The sequence below is a fragment of the Streptomyces sp. NPDC014676 genome, assembly GCF_043084105.1.
In the GTDB taxonomy this organism is placed as follows: Bacteria; Actinomycetota; Actinomycetes; order Streptomycetales; family Streptomycetaceae; genus Streptomyces.
The window spans coordinates 191,406-213,463 of record NZ_JBIBZI010000006.1 but is presented as its reverse complement, the minus strand read 5'-3'; the positions used below and the strand labels follow the sequence as shown (position 1 = coordinate 213,463).

At 72.4% G+C, this 22,058-nt stretch carries 21 protein-coding genes; 12 read left to right on the top strand and 9 right to left on the bottom strand.

Features of this window, described 5'->3' with window-relative positions; all coding sequences use genetic code 11:
- Positions 1-54: 54 nt before the first annotated feature.
- From ACF1DX_RS19020 to ACF1DX_RS19000, 5 genes are all read left to right on the top strand, one after another.
- A complete protein-coding gene (locus tag ACF1DX_RS19020; protein ID WP_391792322.1) occupies positions 55-1,569 on the top strand; it encodes an MFS transporter in 1,515 nt (504 codons plus the stop codon).
- A 241-nt stretch (positions 1,570-1,810) separates the two neighbouring features.
- The gene (locus ACF1DX_RS19015; RefSeq protein ID WP_391792321.1) at positions 1,811-2,572 is read left to right on the top strand and encodes a DeoR/GlpR family DNA-binding transcription regulator; all 762 of its coding nucleotides are present in this window, start codon (positions 1,811-1,813) and stop codon (positions 2,570-2,572) included.
- On the top strand, positions 2,569-3,516 hold the full coding sequence (pfkB, locus tag ACF1DX_RS19010; protein WP_391792320.1) for a 1-phosphofructokinase: 948 nt from the start codon (positions 2,569-2,571) through the stop codon (positions 3,514-3,516). Before ACF1DX_RS19015 ends, pfkB begins: the two co-directional genes overlap by 4 nt.
- A gap of 76 nt (positions 3,517-3,592) precedes the next feature.
- Positions 3,593-5,665, top strand: coding sequence for a fructose-specific PTS transporter subunit EIIC (locus ACF1DX_RS19005; protein ID WP_391792319.1), 2,073 nt, complete (start codon positions 3,593-3,595; stop codon positions 5,663-5,665).
- 116 nt (positions 5,666-5,781) lie between these two features.
- A complete protein-coding gene (locus ACF1DX_RS19000; RefSeq protein ID WP_391792318.1) occupies positions 5,782-6,075 on the top strand; it encodes a hypothetical protein in 294 nt (97 codons plus the stop codon).
- Between the two features lie 31 nt (positions 6,076-6,106).
- Here the strand turns inward: ACF1DX_RS19000 and ACF1DX_RS18995 are convergent, their stop codons facing one another.
- On the bottom strand, positions 6,107-6,850 hold the full coding sequence (locus ACF1DX_RS18995) for a DUF6227 family protein (protein ID WP_391792317.1): 744 nt from the start codon (positions 6,848-6,850) through the stop codon (positions 6,107-6,109).
- 195 nt (positions 6,851-7,045) lie between these two features.
- Positions 7,046-8,074, bottom strand: a complete 1,029-nt coding sequence (locus ACF1DX_RS18990) for a P1 family peptidase (RefSeq protein WP_391792316.1) — start codon at positions 8,072-8,074, stop codon at positions 7,046-7,048.
- A gap of 43 nt (positions 8,075-8,117) precedes the next feature.
- On the opposite strand from ACF1DX_RS18990, the gene ACF1DX_RS18985 reads away from it, so the two are divergent.
- The gene (locus ACF1DX_RS18985) at positions 8,118-8,294 is read left to right on the top strand and encodes a hypothetical protein (protein WP_391792315.1); all 177 of its coding nucleotides are present in this window, start codon (positions 8,118-8,120) and stop codon (positions 8,292-8,294) included.
- A 22-nt stretch (positions 8,295-8,316) separates the two neighbouring features.
- On the opposite strand, the gene mscL is transcribed toward ACF1DX_RS18985, so the two are convergent.
- The 6 genes from mscL to ACF1DX_RS18955 form a co-directional block, all read right to left on the bottom strand.
- Positions 8,317-8,787 carry a large conductance mechanosensitive channel protein MscL gene (gene mscL, locus ACF1DX_RS18980; protein ID WP_391792314.1) on the bottom strand — a complete coding sequence of 157 codons (471 nt, stop codon included), beginning with the start codon at positions 8,785-8,787 and terminating at the stop codon, positions 8,317-8,319.
- A gap of 135 nt (positions 8,788-8,922) precedes the next feature.
- Positions 8,923-9,513 (bottom strand): hypothetical protein, encoded by a 591-nt coding sequence (locus ACF1DX_RS18975; protein WP_391792313.1) that lies wholly within the window; start codon positions 9,511-9,513, stop codon positions 8,923-8,925.
- A gap of 141 nt (positions 9,514-9,654) precedes the next feature.
- Positions 9,655-10,497: an S-methyl-5'-thioadenosine phosphorylase gene (locus ACF1DX_RS18970; RefSeq protein WP_391792312.1), complete on the bottom strand. Its 843-nt coding sequence runs from the start codon at positions 10,495-10,497 to the stop codon at positions 9,655-9,657.
- Positions 10,498-10,575: 78 nt separating this feature from the next.
- On the bottom strand, positions 10,576-10,899 hold the full coding sequence (locus ACF1DX_RS18965; protein ID WP_391792311.1) for an FmdB family zinc ribbon protein: 324 nt from the start codon (positions 10,897-10,899) through the stop codon (positions 10,576-10,578).
- 67 nt (positions 10,900-10,966) lie between these two features.
- Entirely contained in the window at positions 10,967-12,253 is a 1,287-nt protein-coding gene (locus tag ACF1DX_RS18960; protein WP_391792310.1) for an MFS transporter, read from the bottom strand.
- A 323-nt stretch (positions 12,254-12,576) separates the two neighbouring features.
- A complete protein-coding gene (locus ACF1DX_RS18955; protein ID WP_391792309.1) occupies positions 12,577-14,109 on the bottom strand; it encodes a potassium/proton antiporter in 1,533 nt (510 codons plus the stop codon).
- Positions 14,110-14,346: 237 nt separating this feature from the next.
- Here ACF1DX_RS18955 and ACF1DX_RS18950 point away from each other — a divergent pair, with 237 nt between their 5' ends.
- On the top strand, positions 14,347-17,145 hold the full coding sequence (locus ACF1DX_RS18950; RefSeq protein WP_391792308.1) for a penicillin acylase family protein: 2,799 nt from the start codon (positions 14,347-14,349) through the stop codon (positions 17,143-17,145).
- 100 nt (positions 17,146-17,245) lie between these two features.
- On the opposite strand, the gene ACF1DX_RS18945 is transcribed toward ACF1DX_RS18950, so the two are convergent.
- Positions 17,246-17,785, bottom strand: a complete 540-nt coding sequence (locus tag ACF1DX_RS18945; protein ID WP_391792307.1) for a 5-formyltetrahydrofolate cyclo-ligase — start codon at positions 17,783-17,785, stop codon at positions 17,246-17,248.
- 167 nt (positions 17,786-17,952) lie between these two features.
- Here ACF1DX_RS18945 and galU point away from each other — a divergent pair, with 167 nt between their 5' ends.
- From galU to ACF1DX_RS18920, 5 genes are all read left to right on the top strand, one after another.
- On the top strand, positions 17,953-18,864 hold the full coding sequence (galU, locus tag ACF1DX_RS18940) for a UTP--glucose-1-phosphate uridylyltransferase GalU (RefSeq protein WP_391792306.1): 912 nt from the start codon (positions 17,953-17,955) through the stop codon (positions 18,862-18,864).
- Positions 18,861-20,183 carry a gephyrin-like molybdotransferase Glp gene (glp, locus tag ACF1DX_RS18935; protein ID WP_391792305.1) on the top strand — a complete coding sequence of 441 codons (1,323 nt, stop codon included), beginning with the start codon at positions 18,861-18,863 and terminating at the stop codon, positions 20,181-20,183. The genes galU and glp overlap by 4 nt, the downstream gene beginning before the upstream one ends.
- Before the next feature lie 86 nt (positions 20,184-20,269).
- Positions 20,270-20,782 (top strand): cyclic pyranopterin monophosphate synthase MoaC, encoded by a 513-nt coding sequence (moaC, locus tag ACF1DX_RS18930; RefSeq protein ID WP_391792304.1) that lies wholly within the window; start codon positions 20,270-20,272, stop codon positions 20,780-20,782.
- A complete protein-coding gene (locus tag ACF1DX_RS18925; RefSeq protein ID WP_391792303.1) occupies positions 20,779-21,324 on the top strand; it encodes a molybdenum cofactor biosynthesis protein B in 546 nt (181 codons plus the stop codon). The genes moaC and ACF1DX_RS18925 overlap by 4 nt, the downstream gene beginning before the upstream one ends.
- A gap of 26 nt (positions 21,325-21,350) precedes the next feature.
- Positions 21,351-21,989, top strand: a complete 639-nt coding sequence (locus tag ACF1DX_RS18920) for a GNAT family N-acetyltransferase (RefSeq protein WP_391792302.1) — start codon at positions 21,351-21,353, stop codon at positions 21,987-21,989.
- Positions 21,990-22,058 lie beyond the last annotated feature (69 nt).

Below are 22,058 nucleotides of genomic sequence, written 5' to 3'. Positions count from 1 at the left end.
GATGCCGCAGAAGTAGGACCTGATCCGACCTACTTGGGTCATAGCTTCGGGGACATGAACTCCACCGACACCCCGCACGCACCACAGCCCGCCGCGGGCGACCGCCGCCGCTGGTTCGCGCTGGCGATCGTGATGACCGCGGCCTTCATGGACCTCGTCGACGTCACGATCGTCAACATCGCGATCCCGTCGATCCAGCGCGACGAGGGCGCCACCTTCAGCCAGATCCAGTGGATCACCGCCGGTTACGCGCTGGCCTTCGCCGCCGGGCTCGTCACCGGCGGCCGGCTCGGCGACATCCACGGCCGCAAGCGGATCTTCCTCGTCGGCATCGGCGGCTTCACCCTCGCCTCCGCGTTGTGCGGGCTCGCCGTGAACCCCGAGATGCTGGTCGCCTCCCGCATCCTCCAGGGCGCCATGGCGGCGCTGATGGTGCCGCAGGTGCTGTCGATCGTGCACGCGACCTTCCCGCCGCACGAGCGCGGCAAGGTGTTCGGGCTGTTCGGCGCGATCGTCGGGCTGGGTGCGGTGTCCGGGCCGCTGCTGGGCGCGCTGCTGACCGAGTGGAACCTGTTCGGCCTGGAATGGCGGCCGATCTTCCTGATCAACCTGCCGGTCGGCATCGCGGGCCTGATCCTCGGCAGCCGCTTCATCAGCGAGTCGAAGGCGCCGCGTGCCCTGAAGCTGGACCTGGTGGGCGTCGCGCTGGTGACGCTGGGTCTGCTGATGCTGCTCTACCCGCTGACCCGCGGGCGTGAGCTGGGCTGGCCGCTGTGGGGGTACGTGTCGATGGCCGGCGCGCTGGTGGTCTTCGGGGCGCTGGTGGCGTACGAGCGGGTCAAGGGCGCGCGGGACGGCTCCCCGCTGATCGAGCTGTCGCTGTTCCGGGTGAAGAGCTTCGCGGCGGGCATCGCGGTGCAGACGGTGTTCGGGGTCGGTCTCGGCGTCTTCTTCCTGGTCTGGACCCTGTACATGCAGATGGGCCTGGGCTGGAGCGCGCTGCGGGCCGGGCTGACCGGGGTGCCGTTCTCCGTCGCGGTCTCCGCGGCGGCCGGGATGTCGGTGCAGCTGCTGGTCCCGCGCTACGGGCGCAAGGTGCTCCAGGCGGGCGCGCTGGTGATGGCGGCGGGCGTCCTGCTCTACATCTGGGAGTCCGAGCGCTACGGCATGGACATCGCCTCCTGGCAGATGGCGCTCCCGCTGGTGGTCATGGGCGTCGGCATGGGGCTGATCGTGGCGCCGCTGACGGACGCGGTGCTGTCCGAGGTGCCGCGTGAGCACGCCGGGTCGGCGTCGGGGCTGATCAACACCGTGCAGCAGATGGGGAACGCGCTGGGGCTCGGCCTGGTGTCGGTGGTGTTCTTCGGGGTGATCGACGAGCGGCTCGCCCCGGCCGAGGTGGGCCCGGCCTTCGCGGACGGCTTCCAGCACGCGCTGGGCTACGTGGCCGCGGTGCTGGGCGTGATCTTTCTGCTGATGTTCGCCCTGCCCAAGCGCCCCGCCCAGCATGTGGAGGGAGCGGGGGAGACCCCGGTGGCGGTGGAGAAGGAGCGGGAGCTCGTGGCCTGAGCGGGCCGACGGGAAGGGCCCGGCGCCCCAGGGGACTCCTGGGGCGCCGGGCCCTTGGTGCGTGGACGTGTTGACGTGTGGGCGTACGGACACAACGGGAAGCCCGCGCGGACGTCCGGGCATGAACGGAAGCCCGTTCGTGCCCACATGTGCCCATCTCTGTTTACTTCCCGGACATTCGGACGTACTCTGCGAGCGAAACCACACGTTCGGGCATGAACGGACTCGGAGGCACGCCACCATGTACGCACCGGAACGCCAGCAGGAGATCCTGCGGCTCGCCCGCGACGGCGGCCGGGTGGACGTGGTCTCGCTGGCCGAGGAGTTCCAGGTGACCGCCGAGACCATCCGCCGGGACCTCAAGGCCCTCGACCGCGCCGGCCTGGTCCGCAGGGTGCACGGCGGGGCCATCCCGGCCGGACGCCTCGACTTCGAGCCGGACCTCGCCGAGCGGGAGACGACCGCGGCCGACGAGAAGGACCGCATCGCCAGGGCCGCCCTCGCCGAACTCCCGGCCGACGGCACGCTGATCGTGGACGCCGGTTCGACGGCCGCGCGGCTCGCCGGGATCCTGCCGGCGGAGGCCTCCCTCACCGTCGTCACCCACAGCCTGCCCATCGCGGCCCGCCTCGCCGACCACCCCGGCATCCAGCTCCATCTCGTCGGAGGGCGCGTACGGCACCGTACGCGCGCCGCCGTGGACGCCTGGGCGCTGCGCGCGTACGCCGAGATCCGCGCGGACGTGCTCTTCGTGGCCGCCAACGGGTTCTCCGCCGAACACGGGCTGACCACGCCCGACCTCGCCGAGGCCGCCGTGAAGCGCGCCGCCATGGCCGCCGCCCGGCGCGTGGTGCTGCTCGCCGACTCCTCCAAGCACGGCCAGGAGCACTTCGCCCGCTTCGGCGACCTGGGCGACGTGGACCTGCTGATCACCGACAGCGGGCTCGGCCCGGACGACGCCGCCGCGATCGAGCGCGGCGGCACGGAAGTAGTGCGCGCATGATCCTCACCGTCACCCCCAACCCGTCCCTGGACCGCACCTACGAGATCCCCTCGCTGGACCGCGGCGAGGTCGTCCGGGCCACCGGCGAACGCGTCGACCCCGGCGGCAAGGGCGTCAACGTCTCCCGCGCCGTCACCGCGGCCGGCCGGCGCACGGTCGCCGTACTGCCCCTGGGCGGCGCACCGGGCGCCCTGGTCGCCGACCTGCTCGACGCACAGGGCATCGAGGTCGCTCCGGTCCCGGTCGCCGGCGCCACCCGCTCCAACATCGCGCTCGCCGAGGCCGACGGCGTACTGACGAAGATCAACGCGCCGGGTCCGGAACTGACCGCGGCCGAACGGGAACTGCTCCTGGAGACCGTGCGCCGGCAGTCCCCGGGCGCCGACTGGATCGCCTGCTGCGGCAGCCTGCCACGCGGACTCGCCCCCTCCTGGTACGCCGAACTGGTCGCCCGGGCCCACGCCGCCAGCGTACGCGTCGCGCTGGACACCTCCGGGCCCGCGCTGCTCGCGGCCCTGCGCGAGCGGCCCGACGTGGTGAAGCCGAACGCGGAGGAGCTCGCCGAGGCCGTGGGGAGGCCCCTGGTCACCGTGGGCGACGCGCTGAAGGCGGCCGAGGAGCTGCGGGGGAGGGGCGCCCGGGCCGTCCTGGCGAGCCTCGGCGCCGACGGGCAGCTCCTCGTGGACGACGACGGCGCCTGGTTCGGCACCGCCGCGGTGGACACCGTCCGCAGCAACGTGGGCGCCGGCGACTCCTCGCTCGCCGGGTTCCTCGTCACCGGCGGACGCGGCCCCGAGGCGCTCGCCTCCGCCGTCGCCCACGGCGCGGCGGCCGTCCGGCTTCCCGGCAGCGTGATGCCGGCCCCGGCCGACCTGGACCCGGCCGCGGTGACCGTCACGGCCGACGTACCCGCCGACCGCGCACTGCGGGAGCCGGTGTCGTGAACCACCCCCTCCTCACCCCCGTCCCCCCTTCCGCCCACCCCGCTGCACGGGCGATACGCGTGCGAAGGAGCCCGCGATGAGCGACATGATCACTGCGGAACTGGTCGATCTCGACCTGTCCGCCGACACCAAGGCGGCGGCGGCGCGCGCCCTCGCCGAGCGCATGGTGGCCCTGGGCCGGGTGACCGACCTGGACGGCTTCCTCGCCGACGTCGCCGCCCGCGAGGCGCAGATGCCGACCGGCCTCGACGGCGGCATCGGCATCCCGCACTGCCGCAGTGAGCACGTCACCGAGCCCACGCTCGCCTTCGGGCGCAGCACCGCCGGGATCGACTTCGGCGCGGCGGACGGGCCCGCCGACCTGGTCTTCCTGATCGCCGCCCCGGCCGGCGCCGACGACGCCCATCTGACGATCCTGTCGTCGCTGGCCCGGCAGCTGATGAACACCGAGTTCACCGGCGCGCTGCGGTCGGTGGGCGACGCGAGGGCGGCGGCCGCGCTCATCCGGGGTGAAGAAGCCGGCTCCTCGGGCTCCGAGAGCTCCGAGAGCTCCGAGAGCTCCGAGGACTCCGAGAGCTCCGAGGACTCCGTGGCGGCACCGGGGGCGGCCTCCGCCGGTGCCGCCACGGACACCACCGCCTCCGAGGGGGACCGCCCGTTCCGGGTCGTCGCCGTCACCTCCTGCCCCACCGGCATCGCCCACACCTACATGGCCGCCGAGTCGCTGGAGAACGCCGGCCGGGACGCCGGCGTCGAGGTCGTCGTCGAGACCCAGGGCTCCGCCGGCTTCACCCGGCTCGACCCGGCCGTGATCGCGGCGGCCGACGGCGTGATCTTCGCCCACGACGTTCCCGTACGGGAGAAGGACCGCTTCGCGGGCAAGCCGACCGTCGACACCGGCGTCAAGGCGGCCATCAACCGGCCCGCCGAGCTGATCACCGAGGTGAGAGACAAGGCGGAACGCGGCGAGGTCACCGCTGCCGTGTCCGGTGACACGCCCGTCGAGCGGGCCGGCGACAGCGGCGAGGGCTACGGCACCAAGCTGCGCACCTGGCTGATGTCGGGCGTCAGCTACATGGTGCCGTTCGTCGCGGCGGGCGGTCTGCTCATCGCCCTCGGCTTCGCCATCGGCGGTTACGAGATCAACGAGGCGCCCTCGGTGATGGACCACTTCGTGTGGACCCAGGCCGACAGCTGGGGCGCGCTGCTCTTCCAGATCGGCGGCGTCGCCTTCGGCTTCCTCGTCCCGGTCCTGGCCGGTTACATCGCCTACGGCATGGCCGACCGGCCCGGCCTGGTGCCCGGCTTCGTCGGCGGCGCGATCTCGCTCACCGTCAACGCCGGATTCCTCGGCGGTCTCACGGCCGGTCTGATCGCCGGTGGCGTGGTGATCGCGATCCAGAGGGTGCGGATACCGGCCGCGCTGCGCGGCATCATGCCGGTGGTGGTGATCCCGCTGATCTCCGCGGCGGTCGTCGGCTTCCTGATGTTCGTCGTCATCGGCAAGCCCATCGCCGAGGCCCAGAAGGGCATGACGGACTGGCTGAACGGCCTCACCGGCACCAACGCCGTCCTGCTCGGCGCCCTCCTCGGCCTGATGATGTGCTTCGACCTGGGCGGCCCGGTCAACAAGGTCGCCTACACCTTCGCCACCGCCGGGATCGCCGTCGCGAGCCCCAGCGACTCCGCGATGAAGATCATGGCCGCGGTGATGGCCGCCGGCATGGTGCCGCCGCTGGCGATGGCCCTGGCCACCACGGTCCGCGGCAAGCTCTTCGACCGCACCGAACGCGAGAACGGCAAGGCCGCCTGGGTCCTGGGCGCCTCTTTCATCTCCGAGGGCGCGATCCCGTTCGCCGCCGCCGACCCGCTGCGGGTGATCCCCGCCTCCATGGTGGGCGGCGCGGTCACCGGCGCCCTGTCGATGACCTTCGGCGCCACCCTGCGCGCCCCGCACGGCGGCGTCTTCGTCGTCCCGCTGATCGGCAACCCGTTCCTCTACCTGGTCGCCATCGCCGCGGGCGTGTGCGTCACGACGGCCCTGGTGATCGTCCTCAAGGGCCTGCGCAAGCCGGCCCCGGCCACCACGGGCGCGGGCGAGGGCACCCCGGTGCCGTCGGCGGAGACCAAGCAGGCGGTGGCCGCGTAGAGCGGCGACGATGCGTCCGTTTGGGTAGGTGTGGGCGGTTCATGCCTACTGCGATATAGATCACGATCATCACGATCCGGGGTCAAGGCCCCGGATCTTGGTGTGTACTGGGCCGCATGCCTGAGTACACGACACTCTCGCGGACGACGGGCGCCACCGTCCTCACCCTGGTGGCCGTGGCCTGTGCGGCGGGTCTGGCCGACGCCCTGCGGCGCCGACGCGGACGGACGCGCGTACGCGAACCCCTCGCCGAGGCGGCCCGCCGGCAGCACACCCCCCACGCCCCTCACGGCGTCCCGGTGATCCCGCGCCAGCGGCGGACCGGCCCCCACGCGGAAGCCGTACGGCTCACCCCGGCGGAGCGCGACGCCTTCGCCGGGCTGGTACGGCGCTTCGGCGAAGGGGACTGAGCGGGACCGGACCGCGGTCCTGGCCGCCGGGTCAGGAGACCTGCGCCGCCCGGCGCTCCATCGCGTCCCGCGCCGCGTCCTCGCTGACGTACACCTCGCACATGTGCCGTCCGTCCGGCGTGACCGTGTGCTCGACCTCCCACACGGACATCTCCGCGCCGTCCCCCAGCAGGAACGCGTGCTCGTAGAGCGAGAAGGACAGCCCGCGCCCCGCGCGGGACGGGCGGCCGAAGGCCTGCGTGATCCGGTGCGCGCACGCCGTGGCCAGCAGCGCGGCCGTCTCCGCGCCCGGCCGGTCCGGGTTCTCCGCCCGGCGCAGTAAACGCCGCGCGTGATCCGCGGAACCGTCCGGAACGTACACCTGTCGCAGCGTGGGAGGCGGCAGCAACTGGACCGTCACCGGCAGCTCGACGTCCGATGTGTCCGGCGGCAACGGCAGCCGGGCCGTGGCCGTCCGCACCTCCTCCTCGTCCACGTACACCTCGTGCTGTGGCTCGTCCCCCGGCGCCGTGTTGTGCACGAGCTCCCAGAGCGTCAGCGCCGAACCGTCGGCGAGCAGCCAGGTGTGCCGGTACGTCTCCCGGTGCAGCCCCGCGCTGTGGTGCGCGGAGTGCAGCGAACCGTCGTGCGCCAGCGCGCAGTCCAGCCGCCGGATCGTCTCGTCCGGCAGTTCGAAGGAGTTCAGGGCGCGGCCGAGGAGGCGCGCGAGGTGCTCCTCCGGAGACTCGGGCGAGTCGGGTGGTTCGTACGCTGCCGTCTCGTACGGAACGCTCAAGGTTTCTCCCGGCGTTGCTGCATGTCACCTTGTGGGTGCATACCGTAGCCCCTCGGTCGGACATCGTGTCCGGGAACTGAGAAAACGTATGACCGAAAAACGGGCGGAGCGCAAGAGGAGTTCCCGACGAGGCCGGTACGGACATCAATTGCTCCTGGTCGAACGGTACTTCCGTAGCCGATCACCGGCACCTCCTTATCGCTCGCCGTACAACTCCCCGTACGACGGCCACGAACCGCCCGGACCGTCCACCGGACCGGCGGCCCGGACCGCTCGTACGATCGCGCGGGTCACCAGGTCCGCGCCCGCCGCGAGCACCTCGTTCAGGGACAGCGGGTCCGCCGCGTCCAGCGGGCGGGCGCCCGTGGCCAGGGTGAAGACGGTGTCGCCGTCGCTGAGCAGATGCACCGGCCGCACGGCCCGCGCGATGCCGTCGTGCGCGGTGCCGGCCAGCTTCTGCGCCTGCGCCTTGGACAGGCCGGCGTCGGTGGCGACCACCGCGAGCGTGGTGTTCAGCGGCGGAGCCGCGTTCCGCTCGGCCACCTCCGCGAGCCGCCGCAGCGCGGCCTGGTGCACCCGCGGCTCCGGGTACCGCACCCGGCTCTGGAACAACTCCCCGTACAGCACCCCCGTCACCGGATCCACCGCCGACCCCGCCGCGTTGGCCACCACCAGGGCGGCCACCGTGATGCCCGACTCCAGCACCGCGCTCGCGGTGCCGATCCCGCCCTTCACCTGCCCGACCACCGCGCCCGTACCGGCGCCCACACACCCCTGCGGCACCGGCGCGCCCGAAGCGGTCGCCGCCGCGGCCTCGACCGCGGCCCGGCCGGTGGCCGCGTCCGGCCGGGCCCGGAAGTCGCCGCCCCGGCCCAGGTCGAAGACACAGGCGGCCGGCACCACCGGCACCACCTGCGCGGGATCCGGCCCGACGCGCACCCCGCGTCCCCGTTCCTCCAGCCAGGCCATCACGCCGGACGCCGAGTCCAGCCCGTACGCGCTGCCCCCGGTCAGTACGACCGCCTCGACCGTCCGCACCAGGTTGCGCGGATCGAGCGCGTCGGTCTCCTTCGTGCCGGGCCCGCCGCCGCGCACGTCCACCGCGGCCACGGCCCCGCCCTCGGGCGCGAGCACGACCGTGGTGCCCGTGAGCCATCCGTCGCCGGTACGCGTCGCGTGCCCCACGCGCAGGCCGGCCACATCCGTCAGAGCGTCAGCTGTCATGGGGGCAGTACTGCCCGGTCGGGGGCGGCCGTACCCTGGACGTATGAGCACCGCCCCCGATCCCCGCCCGAGCGGGCCCGAGCCGGCACTGGTCTTCGACGACCCGCTGGACCAGCAGTCCCCGGACGACACGGACCGCGGCTGGGGCGAGCGCCCGTCCGGTGACAGCACGGCCGATCTGAAGCGCTTCCTCGACGAGAAGCCGCCCCACCACATCTGACCCGCCCGCGGGCGGGCCGCCCCTACCGCTCGCCGTGCCCCGTGCCGCGCTGCGCGACGAGGGTGTCGCGGATCTCCTTGAGCACCTCCAGCTCGGTGATCTCGACGACCTCGCGCGTGCCCTCCTTCGCCTTCCGGCGGGCCTCCACCCGGGCCAGGTACTTCGCCATGGGCAGCACCATCAGGAAGTAGACGACCGCCGCGGTGATCACGAACTGCAGCGTCGCCCCGAGGACCGAGCCCCACAGGATCCTGACACCGGTCGCGGCGTCCCCGGCGCCCTCGCAGGGGCCCTTCAGGCACGAGCTGTAGCTGTCCAGGTTCTTCGTGCCGAACGCGCCCACCAACGGGTTGATGACGCCCTTCACGACCGAGTTGACGATGTTCGTGAAGGCGGCGCCGATGACCACCGCCACGGCCAGATCGACGACGTTGCCCCGCATCAGGAAGGCCTTGAAGCCCTGCAGAATGCCGGTCCTGTCCTGGTCGCTCACTTCGGGGCCTCGTTTCTCGTGCGCAGGGTGCGGAGGAAAGCGCTCCGCAACCTACGTCACTCCGGTGCCGGCCTGTCCAGTCGGGCCGCCCGGCGCGAGGGCCCCACGAGCGGACGGGGACCGGGGGAGCACCGGTCAGCACACCGTCACCGCCAGCCGTGCCGTGGCGCTCGCGCCGGCCAGGCCGGCCGCCGTGGAACGCGGCACCGACAGCACGACCAGCGCCCCGCCGTCGCCCGGTCCGCCCGCTCCGTCCGCCGGTTCCGGCACCTCGGTCACCCGCGCCCCGCGCGCTACCACGCGGGCCTCGCCCCCGGACACCGTCTCCTCGGCGGCGATCACGTCCACCCGGTCGCCCGGCCGCAGCAGCCGTACCGTGGCCGCGTCGGCGATCCGCACCGCCGCCGTGACCGCCGCGCCCGCGTCCCGCGCCCGTACGGCACGGTCTCCGGGTGACACCGAGGCGGCACGGGCCGCCGGGGACCCGTCGGGACGGCCGCGGGACCGGTCCGCGTCCCGCGGCCCCGCCGCCACCAGCGCCGCCGCCGTGACCGCGAGACCGAGCGCCATGGCCCGCCTCCGGTGCCGTACGAGCCCGCCCGGGAGCGGCAGGCCGCCGCGCACCCGCACCGGGGCGAAGTGCGGCACCTCGCACGGGGGAGGGACCTCGGGGCCGGGCGGGCGGAGGGGAGAGGGGGAGCGGAGCGAGGAGGGAGGACGGGACACGGATACCACCACCTGCGACGAGGGACCGGCTTGCGACTCCCACGATGAGGCCTCGCGCCGCGTCCCGCCGGGCCCTGTGGACGTGCCACGACCCTGTGGAGAACTTCCCCACCCGAACGGGACGTTCCGCCCCGCCACCGGCTACGGCAGCGCGAACCCCGGGTCCATCCCGCCCAGCGCCGACGTGCACGGACAGTCCCGCTCCTCCGTCGCCGGCAGCGCGGCCACCGCGTCGAAGAGCACGTTCCGAAGCCGGTCCACGTTGGCGGCGAACACCCGCAGCACCTCGTCGTGGGAGACGCCCTCACCAGTCTCGGCGCCGGCGTCCAGGTCGGTGACCAGGGTCAGGGAGGTGTAGCAGAGCTCCATCTCACGGGCGAGCGCCGCCTCGGGGTGGCCGGTCATGCCCACCACCGACCAGCCCTGCGCCCGGTGCCACAGCGACTCGGCGCGGGTGGAGAAGCGCGGCCCCTCGACCACGACCAGCGTGCCGCCGTCCACCGGCTCCCAGTCCCGGCCCCGTGCCGCCTTCAGCGCGGCGGCCCGCCCGGTGGGGCAGTAGGGGTCGGCCAGCGACACATGGACCACGTTCGGCACCGTGCCGTCGGACAGCGGCAGCCCGTCGAAGTAGGTGCCCGCCCGGGACTTCGTACGGTCCACGAGCTGGTCCGGCACCAGCAGCGTGCCCGGCCCGTACTCGGGGCGCAGGCCGCCGACCGCGCACGGCCCGAGGACCTGGCGCACGCCGACCGACCTCAGCGCCCACAGGTTGGCCCGGTAGTTGATGCGGTGCGGCGGCAGATGGTGGCCGCGTCCGTGCCGGGGCAGGAAGGCGACCCGCCGGCCGGCCACCTCGCCGAGGAAGAGGGAGTCGCTGGGCGCCCCGTACGGGGTGTCCACCTGGACCTCGGTCACGTCGTCGAGGAAGGAGTAGAAACCGGAGCCGCCGATCACACCGATCCCGGCCTTCGCCATGTTCGCCATGCCCCGCACCCTAACCGCACCCGGAAACGCCGAGGACCCCGTCGTCGGACGACGACAGGGTCCCGTAAGGAAACGGCCCTACGCGGCGGTGGTGCCGGCGGTGCTGCCCGAACCGGAGGATCCGGCCGACGAGCTCGAACCCGAGTCCGAGGAGGAGGAGGACGACGACGTCGTCGACGAGGTGCTCGACGGCTTCGACGACGCCGGCGAGCTGCTCGACGAGGAGCCGCGGCTGTCGTTGCGGTAGAAGCCGGAGCCCTTGAAGACGATGCCGACCGCGGAGAACACCTTCTTCAGGCGTCCCTGGCACTCGGGGCACTCGGTCAGGGCGTCGTCAGTGAACTTCTGCACCGCCTCGAGGCCCTCGCCGCACTCGGTGCACTGGTACTGGTAGGTCGGCACTGTCTTCCTCCTGGCACTCTCACTCGATGAGTGCTAACGACGGTCCATCTTGACGTATTCCGCGGGATCAGTCCACTGCGACGGACTCGCGGTGACCGACGCCACGTGCGACGGTGCGCCCGCGCGGGGGCGTGGCCAGCCGCGACCGCAGCGCCAGCAGCGTCGCGAGGGCCAGCACCGTACCGGCCATCGGGACCAGGAAGCCGGCGCCGCCCCACAGGCGGTCCTCCAGCTGTCCCGCGACCGTGACGGCCGCCGCCTGGCCGAGCGCGACGGCGCCGGTCAGCCAGGTGAAGGCCTCGGTGCGGGCGCCCGCCGGGACCAGGTTCTCCACCAGCGTGTAGCCGGTGATCAGGGCCGGTGCGATGCACATGCCGACCAGCAGGCCGAGCCCGGCCAGCAGCAGGGCCGAGTGGGCGGTCCACAGGGCGGACGCGGTCAGCGCGAGCGCCGTGTAGCCGATCACCAGGCGCCGCTGCGGGGCGGTCTTCCAGGCGATCGCGCCGCAGGCGATGCCGGAGAGCATGTTGCCCGCGGCGAAGACGCCGTAGAGGACGCCGTTCAGTCCGGGCTCGCCGATCGACTCGGTGAACGCGGCCAGCGAGACCTGCATGCCGCCGAAGACGGAACCGATGCCCAGGAACGTCACGATCAGCACGCGCACACCGGGGACGCGCAGCGCGGAGACGTGCTCCACGCGCGCGTGCCCGTCGCGGCCCGTCTCGGGCTGCGTGCCCTTCTGCGCGGCGAACAGCAGACCGCCGACCAGCGTCAGCGCGGCCTCGGTGAGCAGGCCCGCGGCCGGGTCGACGGCCGTGCACAGGGCTGTGGCCAGCAGCGGTCCGACGACGAAGGTGAACTCGTCGGTGACGGACTCGAAGGCCGCCGCGGTGGTCAGCAGCGGGGAGCCCTTGAGCCGCACGCCCCAGCGTGCCCGCACCATGGGCCCGATCTGCGGCACCGAGGCACCCGTGGGCACGGCGGCGGCGAACAGCGCCCACAAGGGCGCGTCGGTCAGCGCCAGCGCGGTGAGGGCCAGTCCCGCCACCGTGTGGACGAGGACGCCGGGCACGAGGACGGCGCGCTGCCCGTGGCGGTCGGCGAGACGGCCGCTGTAGGGGGCGAACAGCGCCATGGAGACGCCGGTGACGGCCGCGACGGCGCCGGCCGCGCCGTACGAGCCGGTGGTGTGCTGCACCAGCAGCACGATGGAGAGGGTGAGCATCGCGAACGGCTGGCGGGCCGCGAAGCCGGGGAGCAGGAACGTCCACGCGCCGCGCGTGCGCAGCAGCCGGCCGTATCCCGGTCGGGAGGTGGCCGCCGAGTCCTTCGACGTGGTGACCGTGGATGCCACGGCCCGTGCCTTTCCGCCACCTGGTAGCGGCCCGCGCGGGTCGTGCGGGGGCGCCGAGAGCTGTCCTCTTGCGCTGACTGCGGTAGATACCGGTGCCACAGCTCAGGGCGTTCCGGCCGCCATACGGTCGCGCCAGCTCTGCGTCAGGCAGAGTTGGTTCGATCTGGGGGTCGCCTGCATCGTACAGGGATCACCTGTCGTCCGCTGTGAGGCCGGGCACGCCGTCGGTGTCCCGTCCGTGGTCCGTCGGTCTCCCGCCTGCGGTCCGTCGGTATCCCGTCGGTGTCCCGTCCGTGGTCCGGTGGCGTACCGTCCGCGGTCCGTCAGCGTCCCGCCTGCGGTCCGTCGGTGCCCAGCCAGCCGGCCAGCTTGCCGCCCCGGCCGACCGCGCGCAGGCGCCGTTCGGCGGCGTCCCGTACCGGGTCCGTGGCGACGACGAGCAGCTCGTCCCCGCGGCGCAGCACCGTCGACGGCAGCGGCACGAACGACCTCCCCCCGCGCACGACGAGGGTGACGGCGGACCCGCTCGGCAGCCGCAGCTCGGCGACCTCCACGCCGTGCATCCTCGACCCGGCCGGGATGGCGACCGACAGCAGGTGTCCGCGCAGCCGCTCCAGGGGCGCCGACTCGATGCCGAGGTCGGCGGCGGAGTCCGCGCCCAGGCGCAGTGTGCGGGCCAGCCAGGGCAGGGTCGGCCCCTGGACGAGGGTGTAGACGACGACCAGGACGAAGACGATGTTGAAGATCCGCTCGCTCCCGGCGACGCCCTGCACCATCGGGATCGTCGCCAGGATGATGGGCACGGCGCCGCGCAGTCCCGCCCAGGACATCAGCGTCTGCTCCTGCCAGGGCACCCGGAACGGCAGCAGGCAGAGGACGACGCTCAGCGGGCGGGCCACCATGGTGAGCGCCAGTCCGATGAGCAGTGCGGGCACGATGTCGTCGCCCAGCTCGTGCGGGGTGACGAGCAGGCCGAGCAGGACGAACATGCCGATCTGGGCTATCCAGCCGAGCCCCTCGGCGAAGCCGCGGGTGGCGGGCCAGTGCGGCAGCTTGGCGTTGCCCAGCAGCATCGAGGCGAGGTAGACGGCGAGGAAGCCGCTGCCGTGGGCGATGGCGCCGAACGCGTAGGCGGCGACCGCGATGGCCATGACGGCGATCGGGTAGAGGCCGGAGGCGGGCAGCGCCACGTGCCGCAGTCCCCAGGCGCCCAGCCAGCCCACCGCGAACCCGATGGCGGCGCCGATGGCCAGCTCCAGCACTATCTCGCCGACCAGGACGTACCAGTGCTCGACCGGTCCGGCCGAGGAGAAGGCGACGACCAGGATGACGACGGGCGCATCGTTGAAGCCGGACTCCGCCTCCAGTGTGCCCGTCACCCGCGCGGGGAGCGGTATTTTCCGCAGCACCGAGAAGACGGCCGCCGCGTCGGTCGACGACACCACCGCGCCGATGATCAGCGCCTGCCTCCACTCCAGCCCGACCAGGAAGTGCGCGGCCGACGCCGTGACGCCGACGCTCACCGCGACGCCGGTCAGGGCGAGCGCGGCGGCGGCGGGCAGGATCGGTCTGACCTCCGTCCACTTCGTGCCCAGGCCGCCCTCGGCCAGGATCACGACCAGGGCCGCGTATCCGATGACCTGGGTCAGCTCGGCGTTGTCGAAGTGGATGTCGCCGAAGCCGTCCTGGCCCAGGGCGATGCCGATGCCCAGGTAGACGAGCAGACTGGGGAGCCCGCTGCGCGAGGAGATCCGGACCGCTGCGACGGCGACGAGCAGGACGATCGAGCAGACGAGCAGGAGCTGGTTGAGGTGGTGGACAGTCAGCGGCCGTTCCCTTCCCCGACCCAGGCGCATCCGCGCGTGAGCTCACGTACATCGCCTACGAGCCGCCGCTTCCGCGGCAAACTACTTCGTTACCTTACCTAACTCTTGACGCTTTCTTGACGCGTGAGACGGCAAGATCGAACGTCCGTCCGGGCTGGTTCCCGACTCCGCGTCAAGGGGCGCGGGGCCCTGCGCCTATCGTTGCTCCAGCGCTCAGTTAAAAGCACAGCCCGACCTGCCGCTCGCGTTAGGACAGCAAGGACAGCGATGCCCACCGACACCACCGCCTCCACGGGTCAGCAGGCCGGCGCCTCCACGGGGCAGCAGCCCGGCAAGTCCGGCAGGAAGAAGGGACGCAGAGGACGACTGATCGTGTTCGTCCTGGTGCTGGTCCTGATCGGCGCTGTCGCCTACGGCGGGTACTGGTCGGTCAGCACCGTGCGCGCCTCCTTCCCGCAGACCAAGGGTTCGATCACGCTCAAGGGCCTGACGGGGACCGTCGACGTCAAGCGGGACGGCTACGGCATCCCGCAGATCTATGCCTCCTCCGACGAGGACCTGTTCATGGCGCAGGGCTACGTCCAGGCGCAGGACCGGTTCTACGAGATGGACGTGCGCCGGCACATGACCGCCGGGCGCCTGTCGGAGATGTTCGGCGAGAGCCAGATCGACAACGACGAGTTCCTGCGCACCCTGGGCTGGGACCGGATCGCCGAGGAGGAGTACGAGAAGAAGCTCTCCCCCGCCACCAAGAAGTACCTCCAGGCGTACGCCGAGGGCGTCAACGCCTATCTGGAGGGCAAGGAGGGCAAGGAGATCTCCCTCGAGTACGCGGCGCTGGGCTTCGAGAACGACTACAGGCCCGGGAAGTGGACCCCGGTCGACTCCGTGGCCTGGCTGAAGGCGATGGCCTGGGACCTGCGCGGCAACATGCAGGACGAGATCGACCGCGCGCTGATGACCAGCCGCCTCGGCCCGAAGCAGATCGCCGACCTGTACCCGGCGTACCCGTACAGCCGGAACAAGCCGGTGGTCCAGGAGGGCCAGTACAACCAGCTCACCGGGGCCTACGAGCAGGGTGAGAGCACGGGGGCCGGCACCGGCACGGGGACCGGCACCGGTACAGGCACGGGCACGGGGACCGGTACAGGCACCGGCACCAGTGGTTCCTCCCTGGAGAGCCAGCTCACCGGCCTCCAGGAGGTCCTGCAGGACCTGCCCACCGCCGTCGGCGTCAACGGCGACGGCATCGGCTCCAACTCCTGGGTGGTCTCCGGTGAACACACCATCACCGGCAAGCCGCTGCTCGCCAACGACCCGCACCTGTCGGCCTCGCTGCCGTCCGTCTGGTACCAGATGGGCCTGCACTGCCGCAGCGTCTCCGCCGAGTGCCGGTACGACGTCTCCGGCTACACCTTCGCGGGCATGCCGGGCGTGATAATCGGCCACAACCAGGACATCGCCTGGGGCCTGACCAACTCCGGCGTCGACGTCACCGACCTCTACCTGGAGAAGATCACCGGCGACGGCTACCAGTACGACGGCAAGGTGGTGCCGTTCAAGACCCGCGAGGAGACCATCAAGGTCGCCGGCGGCAAGGCGCAGAAGATCGTCGTCCGCGAGACCAACAACGGCCCCCTGCTCTCCGACCGTTCCGACGACCTGGTGAAGACCGGCAGGAAGGCCACCGTCGACAGCGCAGCCCCCGACCGGGGCGACGGCTACGGCGTCGCGCTGCGCTGGACCGCCCTGGACGCCGGCCGCACCATGGACTCGATCTTCGCGATGAACCGCGCGAAGGACTGGGACGACTTCCGTGAGGCCGCCACCCTGTTCGAGGTGCCCTCGCAGAACCTGATCTACGCGGACACCGAGGACCACATCGGCTACACCCTCCCCGGGAAGATCCCCACCCGCGCGGAGAAGCACGACGGCTCCATTCCCGCCCCCGGCTGGGACCCCGCCTACGAGTGGACCGGCTGGATCGAGCAGGACGCGCTGCCCTACGAGTACGACCCGGACCGCGGCTACATCGTCACCGCCAACCAGGCCGTCGTCGACGAGGACTACCCGTACACGCTGACCACCGACTGGGGGTACGGCGCCCGCAGCCAGCGGATCACCGAACTGATCAAGTCGAAGATCAAGGACGGCGGCAAGATCTCCACCGACGACATGCGGCAGATGCAGCTCGACAACTCCAGCACCATCGCCAAGCTGCTGGTGCCGCACCTGCTCAAGATCGACACCGAGGACGCGGACGTCCGCGAGGCGCAGAAGCTGCTGGAGGGCTGGGACTACACCCAGGACGCCGACTCGGCCGCCGCCGCCTACTTCAACTCCGTGTGGCGCAACATCCTCAAGCTCGCCTTCGGCCACAAGCTGCCCAAGGAGCTGCGGGTCAAGGGCCAGTGCGTATGGGTCGACCCGGTCAACACCACCGGGCCCGCCGACGAGGCGGACAAGGTCCGCGAGTGCGGTCAGCGCGACGCCGACCAGGCGCAGCCCGACGGCGGCGACCGCTGGTTCGAGGTGGTCCGCAAGCTGATGGACCAGGAGGACAGCTCCTGGTGGAAGACCCCCAAGTCGGGCACCCGTCCTGACGCGGACAACCGTGACGAGCTGTTCAAGCGCGCCCTGATCGACGCCCGCTGGGAGCTGACCGCCAAGCTCGGCAAGGACATCGACTCCTGGAGCTGGGGCCGGCTGCACCGCCTGTTCCTGGACAACCAGACCCTCGGCACCGAGGGCCCGGACTTCCTGCAGTACATGCTCAACCGCGGCCCGTGGAAGCTCGGCGGCGGCGAGGCCACCGTCAACGCGACCGGCTGGAACGCCGCCGGCGGCTACGACGTCGTGTGGGTGCCGTCCATGCGGATGGTGGTCAACCTCGGCGACCTCGACAAGTCCCGGTGGATCAACCTCACCGGCGCCTCCGGGCACGCCTACAGCGCCCACTACGTCGACCAGACGGACAAGTGGGCCGAGGGCGAGCTGCTGGAGTGGTCGTACTCGGAGAAGGCGGTCGCGGACAGCACCAGCGACACCCTGCTGCTGAAGCCCTGACCCCCTGGTCCCCGCCGTCGGAAGCGGCCGCCACGCGCACGCGTGCGGCCGCTTCCGCGTGTGCGGGGGGTCAGCCGAACCGGCGTACCCCGGACGGTGTTCAGCCGAACCGGCGTACCCCGGACGGTGTCACCACCGCGTGCACCGGCCGGTCGTGCGGCTCGGCGGGGACGCGCGCGACGACCTCCGTGTCGTACAACAGCACCACCAGCGCCGGATGCGCGCCCGCGCGGTCCAGCCGGGCGAGGACACGGTCGTAGGAGCCGCCGCCGCGTCCCAGGCGCATCCCGCGCGCGTCGACGGCGAGGCCCGGCAGCAGGACGACGTCCGCCTCCGTGACGGCGTCCGGCCCGAGAAGCGGCCCCGAAGGCTCGAAAAGCGCCATCTTCGCGCCGTGCCGCACCCGCGTGAGCGAGTCCTCGCCCTCGTACGCCCCCCAGTCCAGGTCGTTGTCGGGCAGCAGCGCGGGCAGCAGTACGCGTGCGCCCCGCGCGCGCAGCGCGTCGAGCAGCGCGAGCGTGCCGGGTTCGCTCCCCACGGAGACGTACGCCGCCACCGTGCGCGCGTGCGCCAGTTCGGGCAGTCCGAGCGCCTGCCCGGCCAGCACGGCCGCGGATTCCCGCACGTCATCCGCCGTCAACCCGTTCCTCACCGTGAGGATTTCCCGGCGCCATGCCCGCTTGTCAAGATCGCTTGAGCCTTCTGCGTGTCTCAAATCCGTACCCGTACCGTTCCAATATGCTCATATAAGCAGTAATTAACCGGAGCCTCAGATTCACTGCAAAGGGGCCCGATATGGTGGCGGACATGTCTCAGTCACACCCTCGGATCAGCAAGGCTGTCATCCCCGCAGCCGGCCTCGGCACCCGGTTCCTGCCGGCCACCAAGGCCACTCCCAAGGAGATGCTGCCGGTCGTCGACAAGCCGGCGATCCAGTACGTGGTCGAAGAGGCCGTCTCCGCCGGCCTCGACGACGTCCTCATGGTGACGGGCCGCAACAAGCGCCCCCTGGAGGACCACTTCGACCGCAACTACGAGCTGGAGTCCGCCCTCCAGAAGAAGGGCGACGCCGACCGCCTCGCCAAGGTCCAGGAGTCCAGCGACCTGGCCACCATGCACTACGTCCGCCAGGGCGACCCCAAGGGCCTCGGCCACGCCGTGCTGTGCGCCGCCCCGCACGTCGGCGACGAGCCCTTCGCCGTCCTCCTCGGCGACGACCTGATCGACCCGCGCGACCCCCTGCTCCAGCGCATGATCGACGTCCAGCAGCAGCACGGCGGCAGCGTCGTCGCGCTCATGGAGGTGGCCCCCGAGCAGATCCACCTCTACGGCTCCGCCGCCGTCGAGGCCACCGCGGACTCCGACGTCGTCAAGGTCACCGGCCTGGTCGAGAAGCCCGCCGCCGAGGACGCGCCGTCCCGCTACGCCATCATCGGCCGCTACGTCCTCGACCCGGCCGTGTTCGGCATACTGCGCACGACCGAGCCCGGCCGCGGCGGCGAGATCCAGCTCACCGACGCCCTCCAGCAGCTCGCCACGGACGAGAAGGCCGGCGGTCCGGTGCACGGCGTCGTCTTCAAGGGTCGCCGCTATGACACCGGCGACCGCGGCGACTACCTGCGTGCCATCGTCCGGCTCGCGTGCGAACGTGAGGACCTGGGCCCGGACTTCCGGACCTGGCTCCAGCGATACGTCACCGAGGAGATGCAGCAACGTTGAGCACCGCCGCGCCCCGCACCGCAGGTCCTGACCACCTCTGGTCGGTGGACGAGCACCTGGACGACATCCTCGCGACCGTCCGGCCCCTCGAACCCATCGAGCTGCACCTCCTCGACGCCCAGGGCTGCGTCCTGGTCGAGGACGTCACGGTGCCGGTCTCCCTGCCCCCGTTCGACAACAGCTCCATGGACGGGTACGCGGTGCGGGTCGCGGACGTCGCGGGCGCCAGCGAGCGGTACCCGGCGGCCCTCGAGGTCGTCGGGGACGTCGCCGCCGGCGCGGCCGGTCTCCTCCACGTCGGCCCCGGCCAGGCCGCCCGCATCATGACCGGCGCCCCGCTCCCGCCCGGCGCCGAGACCGTCGTCCCCGTCGAGTGGACCGACGGCGGACTCGGCGAGGGCCCGGTCACCGGGATGCGCGCCCGCAGCCTCGCCCCCGAGGGCGCCACCGGGCAGGTGAACGTGTACCGCCCGGCCGAGGCACGCGCGCACGTGCGCGCGAAGGGCAGCGACGTCAGGGCCGGCGACCGCGCCCTGGCGGCCGGCACCGTCCTCGGCCCGCCGCAGATCTCCCTGCTGGCCGCGATCGGCCGCGGCACGGTCCGCGTGCGCCCGCGCCCGCGCGTGGTGGTCCTCTCCACCGGCAGCGAACTCGTCCAGCCCGACGAGGAACTGCGCCCCGGTCAGATCTACGACTCCAACAGCTTCGCCCTCACCGCCGCCGCGCGGGACGCCGGCGCGATCGCCTACCGCGTGGGCGCCGTCGCCGACGACGCCACGACCCTGCGGGACACCATCGAGGACCAGCTGGTGCGTGCCGACCTGATGGTCACCACCGGCGGGGTGAGCGTCGGGGCGTACGACGTCGTCAAGGAGGCGCTGTCGTACGCCGGGGACGAGGACGAGCCCGGCAGCGGCGTCGAGTTCCGCAGGCTCGCCATGCAGCCGGGCAAGCCCCAGGGCTTCGGTTCCGTCGGCCCCGACCACACCCCGCTCCTCGCCCTGCCCGGCAACCCGGTCTCCAGTTACGTCTCCTTCGAGCTGTTCGTCCGTCCCGCCATCCGCACCCTGATGGGCCTGACGGACGTCCACCGGCCGAGGGTCCGCGCGAAGCTCACCGCGGACCGGGCGCTGACCTCGCCGCAGGGCCGCCGCCAGTTCCTGCGCGGCCGGTACGCGGACGGCACGGTGACCCCGGTCGGCGGCGCCGGCTCCCACCTCGTGGCGGCCCTCGCGCGGGCGAACGCGCTGATCGTCGTCCCCGAGGACGCCGAGTCCGTCGCGCCCGGCACCGAGGTCGAGGTGGTCCTGCTCGGCTGAGCACGACCGGTTGGCGGTACCGTGTCGCGCACAGCAGGCCCGTGCGCCGCACCGCCACGGGCCAGGACCGGGAGCGCCACACGATCATGACCGTGCCTTCCCGGGGGGAGACCCCCGGACCCTCCGACCAGTCCCGCCTGACCCATATCGACGAGGCGGGCGCCGCCCGCATGGTCGACGTGTCCGGCAAGGACGTCACCGCGCGCACCGCGCGGGCCACCGGCCGCGTTCTCGTCTCCCCGCGCGTGATCGAGCTGCTGCGCGGCGAGGGCGTCCCCAAGGGCGACGCGCTGGCCACCGCGCGCATCGCGGGCATCATGGGCGCCAAGCGCACCCCCGATCTGATCCCGCTCTGTCACCCGTTGTCGGTCTCCGGTGTGAAACTGGACCTGTCGGTCGCGGACGACGCCGTGGAGATCGCGGCGACCGTGAGGACGACGGACCGTACGGGCGTCGAGATGGAGGCGCTCACCGCGGTCTCCGTCGCCGCGCTCACCGTGATCGACATGGTCAAGGCGGTCGACAAGGAGGCGGTCATCACGGACGTGCGGGTCGAGGAGAAGACGGGCGGAAAGTCGGGCGACTGGAGCCGGGCATGACTCTCGACGCCTCGACCGGCGGCGCGCTGCCCGCTCCGTACAGCGCGCTGGTGGTCACCGCCTCCAACCGGGCCGCCGCCGGCGTCTACGAGGACAAGGGCGGCCCGCTGATCGCGGAGGGGCTGCGGCGCTTCGGGTTCGCGGTCGACGGCCCTCAGGTCGTCCCCGACGGCGACCCCGTGGAGGCCGCCCTGCGCGCGGGCGCCGACGCCGGGTACGACGTGATCGTGACCACCGGCGGCACCGGCGTCTCACCCACCGACCGCACCCCCGAGGCGACCCGCCGGGTCATCGACCACGAGATCCCCGGCATCGCGGAGGCCATCCGCGCGTACGGCCGCGACAAGGTGCCCACGGCCGCCCTCTCCCGGGGCCTCGCGGGAGTCGCGGGCGGCCGGACGCTGATCGTCAACCTGCCGGGATCCAGCGGCGGGGTGAAGGACGGTCTTGCCGTCCTGGAGCCGCTGCTGAAGCACGCCGTGGACCAGCTGCGCGGCGGGGACCACCCGAGACCGGACGTCACGGGCGGGGGTGCGAGCTGAACAGCCCACACTGGCCGGTCGAGCTGGTGGACGGCGACATCGTCCTCCGGCCGATAAGGCTGCGCGACCAGAAGGCCTGGCGCGAGGTCAACCGCCGCAACCGCGACTGGCTGCGGCCCTGGGAGGCGACGATCCCGCCGCCCACGCCCAGCGGCCCGGTCACCCACCGGCCGACCTACCGTCAGATGGTCCGCCATCTGCGTTCCGAGGCCAACGCGGGCCGGATGCTGCCGTTCGTCATCGAGTACCAGGGCCGTCTCGTCGGCCAGTTGACGGTCGCCGGGATCACCTGGGGCTCGATGTGCTCGGGCCACGTCGGCTACTGGGTGGACGAGGCGGTGGCCGGCCGCGGAGTGATGCCGACGGCCGTGGCGATGGTCGTGGACCACTGTTTCCGCTCCGTCGGACTGCACCGCGTCGAGGTCTGCATTCGCCCCGAGAACGGGCCGAGCCGCAGGGTCGTGGAGAAACTCGGATTCCGCGAGGAGGGCCTGCGCCCGCGCTATCTGCACATCGACGGCGCCTGGCGCGACCACCTCGTCTTCGCGCTCACGGCGGAGGAGGTCCCCGACGGTTTGCTCGCCCGGTGGCGCCGGGCACGCTCCGGGGGGCGGTCCGGCCACGAGCGGCGTAATCCGGGAATCCCGCACGGCCCCGGAAATTGAATAAACGTTCGAATTTGAGCGGAAGGTGACCGCCTTCAGGCGTGGAATTCCCGCTTTGAGGGGGTCCCT